Genomic DNA, 14,189 nt, shown 5'->3' on the forward strand with positions numbered 1-14,189 from the left:
TTTTTTCGCAAAAAAATGTAGAAGCAATCGGTTACGCTCTGTATAATGCCGCGGCAATATTTTATCTGTTCTCATTCACCCCAGGTTGAGATATTGCCCATGCTACGTATCGCTAAAGAAGCACTGACGTTTGACGACGTTCTCCTCGTTCCCGCCCATTCTACCGTTCTGCCGAATACCGCGGATCTCAGCACTCAGCTGACCAAAACCATCCGCCTGAACATCCCGATGCTTTCAGCGGCGATGGACACCGTAACGGAAGCGCGTCTGGCGATTGCCCTGGCGCAGGAAGGCGGCATCGGCTTTATCCACAAAAACATGTCTATCGAGCGTCAGGCTGAAGAAGTCCGTCGCGTGAAAAAACATGAATCCGGCGTGGTGACCGACCCGCAGACCGTACTGCCGACCACGACCCTGCGCGAAGTGAAAGAACTGACTGAGCGCAATGGTTTCGCCGGCTACCCGGTTGTGACCGAAGAGAACGAACTGGTCGGTATCATTACCGGCCGCGACGTGCGCTTCGTGACCGACCTGAACCAGCCCGTCAGCGTTTACATGACGCCGAAAGCGCGCCTGGTGACCGTTCGCGAAGGCGAGTCTCGCGACGTCGTACTGACGAAAATGCACGAAAAACGCGTTGAGAAAGCGCTGGTCGTGGACGATAGTTTCCACCTGCGCGGCATGATCACCGTGAAAGATTTCCAGAAAGCCGAACGTAAACCGAACGCCTGTAAAGACGAGCAGGGCCGTCTGCGCGTAGGGGCGGCGGTAGGCGCAGGCGCCGGTAACGAAGAGCGTGTTGACGCGCTGGTTGCCGCAGGCGTTGACGTTCTGCTGATTGACTCCTCCCATGGCCACTCTGAAGGCGTGCTGCAACGCATTCGCGAAACCCGCGCGAAATACCCGGATCTGCAAATCATCGGCGGTAACGTGGCGACGGCCGCTGGTGCGAAAGCCCTGGCGGACGCGGGCGTCAGCGCGGTGAAAGTGGGCATCGGCCCGGGCTCCATCTGCACCACCCGTATCGTGACCGGCGTGGGCGTACCGCAGATCACCGCGGTGGCGGACGCGGTTGAAGCGCTGGAAGGCACCGGCATTCCGGTTATCGCCGATGGCGGCATTCGTTTCTCCGGCGATATCGCCAAAGCGATCGCCGCTGGCGCAAGCGTCGTGATGGTCGGCTCCATGCTGGCCGGTACGGACGAATCCCCGGGCGAAATCGAACTCTACCAGGGCCGCGCTTACAAATCCTATCGCGGCATGGGCTCGCTCGGCGCGATGTCCAAAGGCTCTTCCGACCGCTACTTCCAGACCGATAACGCCGCTGACAAGCTGGTGCCGGAAGGCATCGAAGGCCGCGTGGCGTATAAAGGCCGTCTGAAAGAGATAATCCACCAGCAGATGGGCGGCCTTCGCTCCTGCATGGGCCTGACCGGCTGCGCCACGATCGATGAGCTGCGCACTAAAGCCGAATTCGTACGCATCAGCGGCGCGGGTATTCAGGAAAGCCACGTACACGACGTGACCATCACCAAAGAGTCTCCGAACTACCGTATGGGTTCTTAATTTTCCCCGCCCGGCGTTCGCGCCGGGCGTTTACTTTGTATCAGCTACTTTCTGGAAAACGCGTCAATGACGGACAACATTCATAAGCATCGTATCCTTATCCTCGACTTCGGTTCTCAGTACACCCAACTGGTGGCTCGCCGCGTGCGCGAGCTGGGCGTTTACTGCGAGCTGTGGGCCTGGGACGTGACGGAAGAGCAAATCCGCGGCTTTAATCCGAACGGGATTATCCTGTCCGGCGGCCCGGAGAGCACTACAGAAGAAAACAGCCCGCGCGCGCCAGAATATGTCTTTAACGCCGGTGTGCCGGTACTGGGCGTCTGCTACGGCATGCAGACCATGGCGATGCAGCTCGGCGGCCACGTGGAAGGCTCTAACGAGCGTGAATTCGGCTATGCGCAGGTTGAAGTCAAAACCGACAGCGCGCTGGTGCGCGACATTCAGGACGCGCTGAGCGCCGACGGCAACCCGCTGCTGGATGTCTGGATGAGCCACGGCGATAAAGTGACGGCCATTCCGTCTGATTTCGTGACCGTCGCCAGCACCGAAACCTGTCCGTTCGCGATTATGGCGAACGAAGAGAAGCGTTTCTACGGCGTGCAGTTCCACCCGGAAGTGACCCACACCCGTCAGGGCCTGCGTATGCTGGAGCGCTTCGTGCGTGACATCTGCGAGTGCGAAGCGCTGTGGACGCCGGCGAAAATCATCGACGACGCGGTTGAGCGCATTCGTCAGCAGGTGGGCAACGATCGCGTTATCCTGGGCTTGTCCGGCGGCGTGGATTCCTCTGTGACCGCGATGCTGCTGCACCGCGCGATTGGCGACCGCCTGACCTGCGTCTTCGTCGATAACGGCCTGCTGCGCCTGAACGAAGCTGAGCAGGTCATGGACATGTTTGGCGACCACTTTGGCCTGAACATTGTTCACGTTCCGGCGGAAGCGCGTTTCCTTGACGCGCTGGCGGGTATCGACGAGCCGGAAGCCAAGCGTAAAACCATCGGCCGCGTATTCGTGGAAGTGTTCGATGAAGAAGCGCTGAAGCTGGAAGACGTGAAATGGCTGGCTCAGGGCACCATCTACCCGGATGTAATTGAATCCGCGGCGTCTGCCACCGGTAAAGCACACGTGATCAAATCTCACCACAACGTGGGCGGCCTGCCGAAAGAGATGAAAATGGGCCTTGTCGAGCCGCTCAAAGAGCTGTTTAAAGACGAAGTGCGCAAGATTGGTCTGGAGCTGGGCCTGCCGTACGACATGCTGTACCGCCACCCGTTCCCGGGTCCGGGCTTGGGTGTTCGCGTACTGGGCGAAGTCAAAAAAGAGTTCTGCGACCTGCTGCGCCGCGCCGACGCTATCTTTATCGAAGAGCTGCGCCGTGCGGATCTGTACGACAAAGTGAGCCAGGCATTCACAGTATTCCTGCCGGTGCGCTCCGTTGGCGTAATGGGCGACGGTCGTAAATATGACTGGGTGGTCTCACTGCGTGCGGTAGAAACCATCGACTTCATGACCGCCCACTGGGCGCACCTGCCGTATGACTTCCTGGGCCGCGTCTCAAACCGCATCATCAACGAAGTCAACGGCATCTCCCGCGTGGTGTATGACATCAGCGGTAAGCCACCGGCTACGATTGAGTGGGAATGATTAACTGCTTCCGGACATCTCTATAAGCGGTTAAACGTGAAAAAACCCTCTGTTTTTACAGAGGGTTTTTTATGCGTTTCACAGGTTTTATATGTAATGCAGTTCCTGACGGTAAATCTAATTTCTACTGCTGTAAAACAAAGTATAAATGTGAATGCAGGTATAGTGCAGGATTATAACGATAGTGAATTTTGCATTTTAAATGATGCATTGAAAGTCATACTCATCAAGCTATAAGCCTTGGCCTGCTCCTTTCTGATTAATGTAGTGCGGATTTAGCCAGGTCGGCTTCTGGTATTAAGCGGGAGTTTTAGATCTTAATCAGCTCGCTACATCCCAGCACAGGCAGCCACTTTCTACGCGGCCTCCCCATCCCCATCTTCAACACCTTATCTACTCAACTTTCCTATGAAATTGGGTAAATGTGGCGCTTTATTTCAGCCTGAAAAAAGATGTGGAATATATAAATTTATGACATTTATATTTTTCATGTCTGAAAAATTAAATAACAGCCAAAGAACCTGGATCTCATTATGGTTCTTATATTTCGGGAGATAATACCCATTTGCTAATGGTTGTACGTTCTGTTATCTCTTAAAGGAGTATATAAATATGCAAAATGATTTTGAAACAAGCCAGGTGAACTGGCGTACCAATCTGACTGGTGAACCCGTATCATCAGATGATGCTGAACTGATGGCTCAGGTAAGTCAGATGGATGCTGCGGTGTCTAACACATCCGGTACGGGCATATGGGATACGATGAATACAGATCCTTCCGTTCCCTGGCTATGGCAAGATGCTAAAAACTGGTCCTCAAGCTCAGCTGCAATTACGCTGATGTGGCAAAATATTCGAAAAATGGCAGTACAGGAGCAAACCACTGCCTCTGATTTTTATCTCTCAGCTCAGCTTCAGACTGCTATCATTTATGCTATCGACTGGGTAAATCTGCATTGCTACAACACTACTATTGCGCAGGAATATGATAACTGGTGGGACTGGGAAATAGGTTCACCTGAAGCGTTGAACGATGTTCTGTGCCTGTCGTCTGCATACCTCCCATCTGCATTAAATGCGGCATGTATTGCAGCAATTAATTATTTTGTTCCCGATCCGACTGTGCGTAAGGCCAGTGGTGTGGTGGAAACTGGCGCAAACCTGCTTGATAAATGCTTCATTGCGATGTTGAGTGGTGTTTTGTCACAGGATAACAACAGGGTGCAACAGGGCCTGACCGACGCTGGAAGCGTATATGAGTACGTCACCGATGGGGATGGATATTATCATGATGGATCATTTATTCAGCATACTAACGTGCCGTATACCGGTGGTTATGGTGAGGTCTTGCTGAGCAGAACCTGTGATATTTTCATTCTTTTAACGAATACATCCTGGATTGGTTCTCTGGTAAATCTTGAAAATATTTATACGCTTATCCCTGAGACTTATGCTCCTACATTGTACAGCGACATTGATTTTGATATGACCCGTGGCCGGGGGATCAGCCGCGAAACATCACCGGCACATAGCGTGGCTCGGGTACTTTTATATGATATTTATTTTATTTCCGGGAGGAATTCCTCAACAGATTATCAGTACACATGGGCAACATTTGTCAAAAGTGCCATCAGTTCTGACAAATTTTACGAAGATTATTACCGCGGGTTGTCGCTCTCCCAAATCCAGACGTTGAGAGAACTGATGAATAACCCGGATATCCCTGTTGAAAATGACTACCGAAATGAAAATAAAATGCTGGCTGCCATGTGCCAGATGATTCATCAGAAAGGGACTTTTGCCTGCGGACTTAGTTTGTTCTCTCATAAAATTACTGCATTTGAATATGGGAATGGTGAGAATAAGCAGGGCTGGTATACGGGTACAGGAATGTTATATATTTATAACGCTGACAGTACTCAGTTCGATGAAAATTACTGGCCGACGGTTAATATGTTACGGCTTCCGGGCACGTTAACCGATGGGATGAACGGTGTCCTCTCCGACTGGCAACTTTATCCCAATGCTGATGAACGTAACTGGTGTGGGGGTGTCAGTAATGGGATAACAGGACATGCCAGTCTTATTTATAACCTTGAGGGCGTAACAGGAAGCTCACTGTCAGCTGTAAAATCATGGTTCATGCTGGACGATCAGATTATTGCTCTGGTGGCCGGAATTAGCAGCTCAGACGCTGCCCCGGTTGAGTCAATTATTGAAAACAGGCAGCTCAACGCTGCTGAAACACAGGTTCTTCAGGTAAACGGCATAACTGTTCCTGCGTCAACAATGCAGCAATTTGAAAATGTTACCTTTGCTACTTTGACCGATGAGGCGAATCAGGCCCCCCTCGGATATGTTTTTTTTGCGCCTGTGTCCCTCATAGCTGAAAATGTGTCCAGAAGTGGAGCATGGCAATGTGTCAATAATGGAGGAAGTGAGACACTTGTCACACAACAGTACGCCACGCTCAGCGTTCCTCATGGAGAGCATCCCACGGGACAGAGGATAGCTTACGCTATTTTGCCCAATTACTCGCCTGAACAGACGCGGAGTTATCAGGCCAATTCACCAGTCCGCATTATTAATAATGATGAACGCCAACAGGCGATTGCTTTGACAGATAATTCTGTATGGGGAGGGAATTTTTATCAGCCTGGGAGTCTTGAGTTTGTTCAGGCTAATACAGCGGGATCCATACTCATTCAGCAGGTCGGTGAAGAATGTATTATGGCCTTTTCTGACCCAACGCGAAGCCTGTCAGAAATACAATTTATTCTAAACGCTCTGCCTGTCAGCAGCGTCGTCAGCAAATCGCCAGAAATTCAGATTGTATTTGATGAAGGTGCTCAAACATTAAGTGTAACTGTGGATACCTCGTCACTGAATGGGGCATCAGGTCAACTTGTTATGCGCTAACATGGTTCGATATCGAGGGCTTGTGTCAGTTATTTTATTGGGGCCACAACCGCTTTATGCAGGCCCCTGTTATCTTAGCCACCGGATATTAACCGGATTTTTCACACTCTCATGACATTTTCAACATCTGTTTTGCTATTCGACGGGCTGAGGTTCAGATACCGTTACCTTCATAAGCGCCCATATTGGGGGCTTTATCTGGATCAACAGGATCGCCGTAATAATCGTAACCACCATTATCTGGAATTAGAATGCCCTGTGCGATAACGGGGGAATCCGATCGGAGTTTAAAGCCGTTTACATCGGACTCAACCACTCCAGCGAACAACGGGTCGGATGACATTCCACCGGGATGGATGACACCATCAGGATTTGGAGGTAGCGGCGCTACGCCGAGAAAGTCATTATTGAAGAAACTTAGCGTCTGGTTTCCACCTTTAGCAATGGACATTTCAGGCCCGTTATTTTGCACAATATTGTTTCGCCAGGTAATACTGATATTAGTTGTGCCATCGTTCTGGAAAAAAATGACCGAATCAGACCCGTCATGCCAGATGCTGTTATTGTAAATCTGAGCACCATTAATGCTGCCGGCACACATCTGAAACAGGCGTGCTTTGTCATTATAACTCAGGTTATAGCGCATTACTGTACCGTTCGTTACCGCGCCTGAATACGGACAAATAAGTAAAAATCCTCCATTATTGTTATGACTGTAGTTATACTCGAAGACCGTATTTATTGAGCCGCCATCAGCATCAAATGACATTCCATCGTGAGCGCTACCGCCGCCGGAGACATCATTATATTCGACACGGGAGTTGTTGGTGTTGAAAGTCCAGATACCAGCATTATTTTCCTTCGAACGAAGCTGAAAGCCGGCTAAAAGATTGTGGCTTATTAGCGCGCCTTCGGTAGTGTCGATTTTTATACCATCCCCGGCAATTGATTTTAGCGTATTTCCTTTTATCAGTACGGCTGTACTGGGAGTCCACGGGCCGATGCCTGATGTATCCTGCGTACCGACTTCCGGGCGTTTGTTCCACAGTGATTTAAAATAGATGCCCTCTCTGTCCACATCATAAATCGTGTTGTTCAGGATTTGCAGGTTGTCATACCAGGAAGGTCGTTGCTCACCGCTGATTGAGATTAATATTCCGGCTGAACCGGTCAGTGATTTGGTATCACCGCCCCGTACATTGTGGATCGTAAGGTTGCGCAAGGTGATATTTCCGGCTTCCCCGATGTTACTGAGATTAATTTGAACCCCGTTACGTTCACTACCTGGTTGACTGGCATTGACTATTTCCAGTCCTTCCAGTGTTACACCCGGAAAATTGGTTAACAGTACTGTATCATGGCTGCCGTTACCATCAATCACGGGTTGTGGAAGTGATTCATCCCCCCAGATGCCTATTGTTACACGTGCATTGTCATCACCGTGGCCTGACGGATGTAATTGTCCTGAACATGTCTTCCCTCGCTGGAACAGAAGACTGTCGCCGGGGACCAGAGCGACAGCGTTGGCCTGAGCCAGAGAAGTCCAGGGAGAAATTTGCGTTCCTTTGCCTGAGGGAACGCCTGATGTATTACAGGAAATATAATAATCAGTAGCTTGTACCGTGCCAGAGCAGATCACCGCAATGGCACTCAGACATAACCTACATAGAATATATTGTGTTATTTTCATTGGCTACGCTCTTTTATGTGCTTTTTTAATTTAAATTGTATTTGAATCCAACACGAATTTGGTATTCGTTTTTCGTGTCATCTCCGTCCTGGTATTTATCGAGATAACCTAATTCGAAGAAAGGATAAAATCGAGGCGTGGTGTGAAAATTAAAGATAAAATTATGCTGGAGGGTATGATTTTTGCCATTCGCATAGCTAAATTCATCACTATGCACTTTGCTGTAATAGGTAGGGTTATATTGCACATAAAAATCAGGTGTAAAGTATTTGGTAATATATAAATCCACGCGATGCTCTGAAGAGTCGTCCCAGTCCCCATTCAGGGTCTGGGAGTCATGATTTTGATGGTTATAACGGTAACGCAGGACACCCGTGAACGTTGGGTCGAAATGATAACCTAGTCCTAGATAAGGATCGATACGTGAGCCTGCTGACTCCCAGTGAAACACGGTGCCGGGTTCAAGAAAAAATTGGCTACGGCCCAGTGGAAAAGGTTTATTCAGCTCAACTTCCTGATAGCTGTCTTTCCACTGATCCACGTGCTTTCCGAGATCGGAATCCGTTTCAAAACTCCAGTACATATTTTTCAGTATGCTGTCTGGATCCTGTACCACGCCTGTCAGCATCAGCCGCTGAAGAAAACCTTCACTGGCGGTATGGTATTGTGTGCGAGGCGCGAAATAGACGGTCGTAAAAGGCGTATATTTTACTGATTGACCCGGTGCCGTCACTGTTGTATCCGCATAGCTATATGCTGATACGCTACCTAATACAATAGACAGAATAATAACATTATTACAGATTTTCATTTTATATTCCTTCCATAAGACACAGAGAAACATGCTCACTGCCAAAAATGGCAGGGAGGCATAAACGTTAAGTTTCAATATTGAGATATAATTACCAGTACAGCTTCCAGTTTTTAATAATACGGGTGATGCTTTCCATAAAAAAATAATCGCCCCATGAACAGCACTCATCCACACCAATATTTCCATTAAAGTGATAGACTGAGTGTTTAAGCAACCCTGCACCGGGAATATGCTTCCGATTATAATAGTGGTCGATCATATTTCCGACCATACGCAAGGCAATGCTCTCATAGCTTGCGCGATTGGGATGAGAAATCGGCAAATGTTTTATCATTTCCAGCAAACCACAGGCTACAATTGCTGTAGATGAACTGTCCCGACAGCTTGTTGGGTCGGTCAGCGCCAGATCCCAGTAGCACACCAGATCATCCGGAAGCCGATTAATGAAATAATTTGCCAGCTTCTGGCTGAGAGTCAGTAAATCTTCATTACGGGTATAACGGTAATTCAGCAGAAATCCATACACGCCCCACGCCTGGCCGCGAGACCAGCAGGAATCATCCGCATAGCCCTGGTGCGTATTGCCGTAACGAGGCTCTCCGGTATGCACGTCCATAAAGAACGTGTGCCAGGTCGAACTGTCCGGGCGTACTATATAGCGGCTGGCCTGGATGATGTGCGTGGTGGCCGCTTGGGCATAACGTTGATCTCCTGTAATAAGACTGGCCTGGTATAACAGCGGTAAATTCATATTACAGTCGATGATCATGCGTCCCTGCTGTTCCGGGTTATCAAGTTCGCCCCATGCCTGAATAATGCCGCAGCGAGGGTGATAACGTTCCATCAAAGCATCTGCTGCCAGCAGGGCAATATAGCGTGCCCGTGCATTATTAGTAATCGTGTCGGCACTGAGGCAGGACAGGCTGTAAAGAAAACCGAGGTCATGATGATTAGTGTTGTTTCGGTGAATAATACGCTCGCCGAAAGACTGAACGTGTTTTTCTGCCAGAGTTCGGTATTTTTGATCACCGCTCCATTCCCATGCCAGCCAGAGTTGCCCGCTCCAGAAGCTGGTGGTCCATTCAACATTATCAATAACCGGGTAAAGACCATTCTGACACGCGGCATCCGGGAATCGTTCCTGCCAGCAGGTCATATTACGGTCAACGGCCTGTAAAATATCGGGCACGATCTGCTTAACTTTCTCCAGGATAACATCGCGCTCACCTGGTGCCAGTTTTACCTGGGAAATCGCTTCGTTATTAATATTCTGCAACATAGTTTTCTCGTATTGTTTCTTAATTTAATGCTTGATCTGTATGGGAGGCGGAGGTGATTTTTTTATGCCTTTGACAATCAGAAAGTGTGAAAGCTGACACAATCGTAAACAGTAGTGAAATGGTGCCCATAATCAGATAGGTATGTTCAAAACCTATGGTGTCATAGGCATAGCCAGCAGGAGGGGCAACCACGATGGAGCCCACATAAATCATGGCCTGATAGCCAAGCAGATACATGGTCGCGTTAATCCTTTTGTCGAAGTGCTCAGCAATGTACTTGAAGACGGAGACCAGAATCAGCGCGATTTCAATCCCGTAAAGCGGTTTTACAAGACAGATGATGAGAGGGTCGGTTGTCAGACCCGAGATGATTAGGCGCAAACTGATAATCAGGCCGGTGAGCAGCATTCCCTGCTTTGCACCAATCCGGTTGACCAGTGCAGGAACCAGCATCATGCCAAAGAATTCGGTACACGACTGGGTCGTGCTCATATAGCCAAACATGGCATTACCCTGTTCTTTGGTGTTAAAAAAAGTGACGAAATAGCGGGAGAACTGCTGTTCGGCAATAAACATCATCCAGGCTACCCCTGCAATATACAGGGCGAACATCCAGAATTTCCGATTCCTGAACAGATGAAAAACATCCGCGATAACAATTTTCTCTTTGGACAGAACGCTGTTTTCTTCCTGCCCGAAATGATCAACTTTGAGTGAAATTAGCACCAGTAACATACACACTGCAGATATGCTGCCGATGGTAAAGTTGATTATTGGGGAAATATTATAAACGTAGCCAGAAAACGATGCAGCAACCGCCCATCCCAGCGCGGCCCACATTCTGATACGACCAAACTCCATGTTATACAGGCGGCTAAAACGATCCACATAAGACTCTTCAGCAGCCACACCCGCGTACCAGCCGAAGCTGAAAAATAATGCGCCAATGATCATGCCTGCCAGAAAGTGGCTTTTTAGTAAGGGCAAGTAGCACCACAGATAAAAAGGGGCCATCAGTGCGGAAATAAGGCAGACGAAATAGAGCAAATGCTTTTTCATGCCGGTTTTGTCCATGATAAAGCCATATACAGGTTTAACCAGGACGGCAAACACACCGTTGACGGCAAAAACCGTACCGATATCAATTGCACTCAGTCCCGCTTTATCACCAAGCCAGATAGCATACATACCGAAACCGGCAGACCAGGTGAAAGTAAATAAAAAGACAAACAAGCTGAGCTTTATATACGCTGAGCGCGTGGATTGTAGGACTTCAGACATAATGTACTCCATTTAAAAATCACGGTGATGGGTTGCTATGTAATGGAAATGGCCCTGCCAGAAAGCGTGACTTTCGGGTATAGGTCATCGAATGTGATATTTGTCGGTACAGGTAGCTGCTTCTGCGGGGAGATTAACGGAAAACCCGTCTTCACCGCTTTCATTCGTCGTGGGGTAGATACTCGGTGAATGCGGATATGTCCCCAGAGGAATGGCAGCAGCCAGGTAATCACTCCTGCATCCGGCCAGGGAAACCTTCACTGCGCAGCCACGCATCGGCCATCACCACGTTCCGGCACTCACGACGACCGCTAAAGTAGCTGTCATCGGTACTGAGTATCAGCATCCAGGCATGCTCCTGATGAGTGTCATCAATGATGAACTGACTCGCTTCAGGAATAACCTGGGTCGGTTCCAGCAGCCCAGCGATGTCGGCCGGGTACGGTGTCGAGGTTTCACCCATTTTGATTCGCGGATGGCCAGGCGAAAACTGTCGTGCCGCATTCGCTATCCAGCACGATGCGATCTGATTGTAATTTTGCTTGCCGTGCATTCTATTCACTCTCTCTTTCCGGGCTGGAATGGCGCACAGTAAAAAACTAAAACAGGATTTTAATTGTGATTTCTGTCGAATTTTAGAGTGGTAGAGGGAAGATAAAATGAAATTTTCTGGCGAAAAGCAGGAAAATTTCACGATATTAACGAAAGTTTAATTTTACTAACAATGGAGGATGGCATGGAAAAAGAAAAACTGAAGGAAGAAGCATGCTGCCTGGAACGGATTTCTCTCAAGGAGAACTCCATTTATTTTAATCGAATGCTAGAAGATGTTCCTGCCAATTATTATCACTGGCATCAGTGTATAGAGATCCTTTTTGTCTCCCGTGGAGTAGGGATTGTATTAGTAGATCATCGAAAATATACGATCCGGCCCGGAAGGCTATTTATTTTTCCTCCGGGTAAATTACACAAGGTGTTTGTTGAACAGAGTCCCCGGAATAATTATCACCGTACAACCCTTCATTTTAACGCTTTGACCGTTAGCCATTATCTCCGGGATTTCCCACGGCAACAGTCAGTGCTGCGTCAGATAAGTGAACGGAGTGTACCTGCTCGGGTATTTGATATCAGTGATATACAGGATTATGTGGAATTGTTGTTGGCACGTTTTGAAAAACAGATGACAGATGATTCTTTTTCGGTTAGCGACAATGTATTTCTGATCATGCAGCTACTGAGTCTGTTGCCACAGGCTGAAACCGAATCCGGACAGAAGACATTTTCCACACGGCTTATTCGCTGGATTGACGAGCATTATCATGAAAGCTGTTCACTGGAAGAAATTGCGGCAGTAGCAGGATGCTCTCTGGGCCATACGTGTCGTCGTTTCAATGATGAAACGGGAGGAACGCTTCAGGAATACCTGACAATGCGGCGTTTACGGCAGGCTTGTGAACTTCTGATTCATACACAACTCAGTATCAGAGAAATTGCGGGGAAAGTGGGATATTTGGGTTATGCCTGGTTTATCACCAGCTTCCGTAAACATATAGGGAAGTCTCCTCTTCAGTACAGAAAAGCTTACCGTCAGTAACTTAGATAAGGGCTGATGGCGTCATGCAGGATCCGGTAATTCTCCTGATGTTCATTCGGCAGGGCATTTGCATGGTGGAAGGCCGCAAGGCCGGGGGTGATTTCCAGGAAGAGTAGGGTTGCATGGGGTCTTGTTGATGGTCTAAATATGGTCTATATTAAAACCGAGACATGACCAACAGGCTAATGAACAATGAAAGTAGAGACCATCAGCTACGTTAAAAAGAACGCAGCAACGCTTGATCTGTCAGAACCCATCCTGGTCACACAAAATGGTGTGCCTGCTTATGTTATAGAATCCTATGACCAGCAGCAGGAACGGGAGAACGCCATTGCTTTGCTGAAGCTGCTTACCCTGTCAGAGAAAGATAAAGCGAAAGGGCGAGTGTTCTCGAAAGACCAGTTGCTGGATGGACTTGCGGATTTAACGCCGCGCGCTCAACGTTAAGAGATTTCCATGGAACAGCCGGTGACCTTTGAGTACACGCTTACGGTAAAGCACTGCATCGACACAATTACGGGTTTCCTGAAGCGCGTTGATGTTGAGCCGCGTCCGGTTATCGCAGATATTCTCACACAGTTTGAGAATACCGTTGGCCAGTTCCCGCTGGCCTGCCAGATTTGCCCTGAACTCCTGAAACTCGGCTGCGCAAAATACCGGGAGTTTAACCACGCTGAAGGCTACCGGGTTTTGTATTCCGTAGACGGAACCTTAGTGACCGCGCATGCGATTCTGGCGCATCGGCAGGACGTCCAACAGTTGCTGTTTAAGCGTCTGATCATGGCCTAATGGCATTAAGAAAGGTAAAAATTATCATTTACCTATATTTTTCAACGCCCTCCAGCCTGATAAGAATGGCGTCATAAATCGCTCTGCTCCATCCCCGACAAACTCAGAGTGCCAGATCGCCAGCAGGCGCGTTACTGTCCTTACGCTTTTGTAATAGCCACATATCAGTGTTCGAAATTAACGTATTCGCTAATCAGTGCCTTGCTGAATACATATCCTATTTATGCTGCCCCGGCTTTGCTTTGCATCCAGGCTTACAATTCTGGAAGGAATGAAACAAAAACGCCCGCTCATAATCGATTGCGGGCGTTTTCTGGCGTCGCAAGGGGAGCTTAAGACACTAGCGCGGCTGCTGTTGCTGCGAGGAGGCGTCGAGAGACATGCTGATTTGCTGGGCCTGGACTTTATCCTGGTGGTGATACCACGCGCCGACGGCGGAGTAGATAAAGCGACCAAAGAAGAAAAGAAAACTGATAAGCAGTACAATACGGGTCATCCGACCGTTGAATCGATGCCGTCTTCGTATGCTGGTGGCCTGTGACACGCCTTTACCCTTCAGGTTTACCCGTCAACTGCGGGCGACGTAAATATTAAGGCACAGCGAGACGAAGA

The 14,189-nt window shown here is 48.8% G+C and carries 12 protein-coding genes; 6 read left to right on the forward strand and 6 right to left on the reverse strand.

What is annotated here, in order from left to right; genetic code table 11:
* Positions 1 to 99: 99 nt before the first annotated feature.
* From guaB to AACV31_RS21900, 3 genes are all read left to right on the forward strand, one after another.
* The gene (guaB, locus tag AACV31_RS21890) at positions 100 to 1,566 is read left to right on the forward strand and encodes an IMP dehydrogenase (RefSeq protein WP_007763164.1); all 1,467 of its coding nucleotides are present in this window, start codon (positions 100 to 102) and stop codon (positions 1,564 to 1,566) included.
* A gap of 66 nt (positions 1,567 to 1,632) precedes the next feature.
* Positions 1,633 to 3,210: a glutamine-hydrolyzing GMP synthase gene (gene guaA / locus AACV31_RS21895; protein WP_075198239.1), complete on the forward strand. Its 1,578-nt coding sequence runs from the start codon at positions 1,633 to 1,635 to the stop codon at positions 3,208 to 3,210.
* 612 nt (positions 3,211 to 3,822) lie between these two features.
* Positions 3,823 to 6,129, forward strand: coding sequence for a polysaccharide lyase 8 family protein (locus tag AACV31_RS21900; RefSeq protein ID WP_165156043.1), 2,307 nt, complete (start codon positions 3,823 to 3,825; stop codon positions 6,127 to 6,129).
* 154 nt (positions 6,130 to 6,283) lie between these two features.
* Here AACV31_RS21900 and AACV31_RS21905 read toward each other — a convergent pair whose 3' ends face one another.
* The 5 genes from AACV31_RS21905 to AACV31_RS21925 all read right to left on the reverse strand — a co-directional run bounded on the left by AACV31_RS21905 (position 6,284) and on the right by AACV31_RS21925 (position 11,756).
* Positions 6,284 to 7,819 (reverse strand): right-handed parallel beta-helix repeat-containing protein, encoded by a 1,536-nt coding sequence (locus AACV31_RS21905; RefSeq protein ID WP_165156045.1) that lies wholly within the window; start codon positions 7,817 to 7,819, stop codon positions 6,284 to 6,286.
* A 25-nt stretch (positions 7,820 to 7,844) separates the two neighbouring features.
* Entirely contained in the window at positions 7,845 to 8,630 is a 786-nt protein-coding gene (locus tag AACV31_RS21910; protein ID WP_165156047.1) for an oligogalacturonate-specific porin KdgM family protein, read from the reverse strand.
* 91 nt (positions 8,631 to 8,721) lie between these two features.
* On the reverse strand, positions 8,722 to 9,912 hold the full coding sequence (locus tag AACV31_RS21915) for a glycoside hydrolase family 88 protein (RefSeq protein ID WP_165156049.1): 1,191 nt from the start codon (positions 9,910 to 9,912) through the stop codon (positions 8,722 to 8,724).
* A gap of 19 nt (positions 9,913 to 9,931) precedes the next feature.
* Positions 9,932 to 11,194 (reverse strand): oligosaccharide MFS transporter, encoded by a 1,263-nt coding sequence (locus tag AACV31_RS21920; RefSeq protein WP_165156051.1) that lies wholly within the window; start codon positions 11,192 to 11,194, stop codon positions 9,932 to 9,934.
* 229 nt (positions 11,195 to 11,423) lie between these two features.
* The gene (locus AACV31_RS21925; RefSeq protein WP_165156052.1) at positions 11,424 to 11,756 is read right to left on the reverse strand and encodes a hypothetical protein; all 333 of its coding nucleotides are present in this window, start codon (positions 11,754 to 11,756) and stop codon (positions 11,424 to 11,426) included.
* 174 nt (positions 11,757 to 11,930) lie between these two features.
* Between AACV31_RS21925 and AACV31_RS21930 the strand changes: the two genes are divergently transcribed.
* The 3 genes from AACV31_RS21930 (at position 11,931) to AACV31_RS21940 (ending at position 13,577) form a co-directional block, all read left to right on the forward strand.
* On the forward strand, positions 11,931 to 12,788 hold the full coding sequence (locus tag AACV31_RS21930) for an AraC family transcriptional regulator (protein ID WP_165156054.1): 858 nt from the start codon (positions 11,931 to 11,933) through the stop codon (positions 12,786 to 12,788).
* Between the two features lie 192 nt (positions 12,789 to 12,980).
* Complete coding sequence (locus AACV31_RS21935) at positions 12,981 to 13,235, forward strand: type II toxin-antitoxin system Phd/YefM family antitoxin (RefSeq protein ID WP_165156056.1); 255 nt, start codon at positions 12,981 to 12,983, stop codon at positions 13,233 to 13,235.
* Positions 13,236 to 13,244: 9 nt separating this feature from the next.
* On the forward strand, positions 13,245 to 13,577 hold the full coding sequence (locus tag AACV31_RS21940) for a type II toxin-antitoxin system RelE/ParE family toxin (protein WP_165156058.1): 333 nt from the start codon (positions 13,245 to 13,247) through the stop codon (positions 13,575 to 13,577).
* Positions 13,578 to 13,917: 340 nt separating this feature from the next.
* On the opposite strand, the gene AACV31_RS21945 is transcribed toward AACV31_RS21940, so the two are convergent.
* Positions 13,918 to 14,121 (reverse strand): YfgG family protein, encoded by a 204-nt coding sequence (locus AACV31_RS21945; protein ID WP_071989752.1) that lies wholly within the window; start codon positions 14,119 to 14,121, stop codon positions 13,918 to 13,920.
* Positions 14,122 to 14,189 lie beyond the last annotated feature (68 nt).

The organism is Cronobacter sp. EKM101R, assembly GCF_963888145.1.
GTDB lineage: Bacteria > Pseudomonadota > Gammaproteobacteria > Enterobacterales > Enterobacteriaceae > Cronobacter > Cronobacter turicensis.

Bases quoted from the DNA above. Each gene is read 5' to 3' on its own strand.
- AACV31_RS21940 (WP_165156058.1), top strand. From the start codon at position 13,245: ATGGAACAGCCGGTGACCTTTGAGTACACGCTTACGGTAAAGCACTGC.
- guaB (WP_007763164.1), top strand. From the start codon at position 100: ATGCTACGTATCGCTAAAGAAGCACTGACGTTTGACGACGTTCTCCTC.
- AACV31_RS21920 (WP_165156051.1), bottom strand. From the start codon at position 11,194: ATGTCTGAAGTCCTACAATCCACGCGCTCAGCGTATATAAAGCTCAGC.
- AACV31_RS21905 (WP_165156045.1), bottom strand. From the start codon at position 7,819: ATGAAAATAACACAATATATTCTATGTAGGTTATGTCTGAGTGCCATT.
- AACV31_RS21935 (WP_165156056.1), top strand. From the start codon at position 12,981: ATGAAAGTAGAGACCATCAGCTACGTTAAAAAGAACGCAGCAACGCTT.
- AACV31_RS21915 (WP_165156049.1), bottom strand. From the start codon at position 9,912: ATGTTGCAGAATATTAATAACGAAGCGATTTCCCAGGTAAAACTGGCA.
- AACV31_RS21900 (WP_165156043.1), top strand. From the start codon at position 3,823: ATGCAAAATGATTTTGAAACAAGCCAGGTGAACTGGCGTACCAATCTG.
- AACV31_RS21910 (WP_165156047.1), bottom strand. From the start codon at position 8,630: ATGAAAATCTGTAATAATGTTATTATTCTGTCTATTGTATTAGGTAGC.
- guaA (WP_075198239.1), top strand. From the start codon at position 1,633: ATGACGGACAACATTCATAAGCATCGTATCCTTATCCTCGACTTCGGT.
- AACV31_RS21930 (WP_165156054.1), top strand. From the start codon at position 11,931: ATGGAAAAAGAAAAACTGAAGGAAGAAGCATGCTGCCTGGAACGGATT.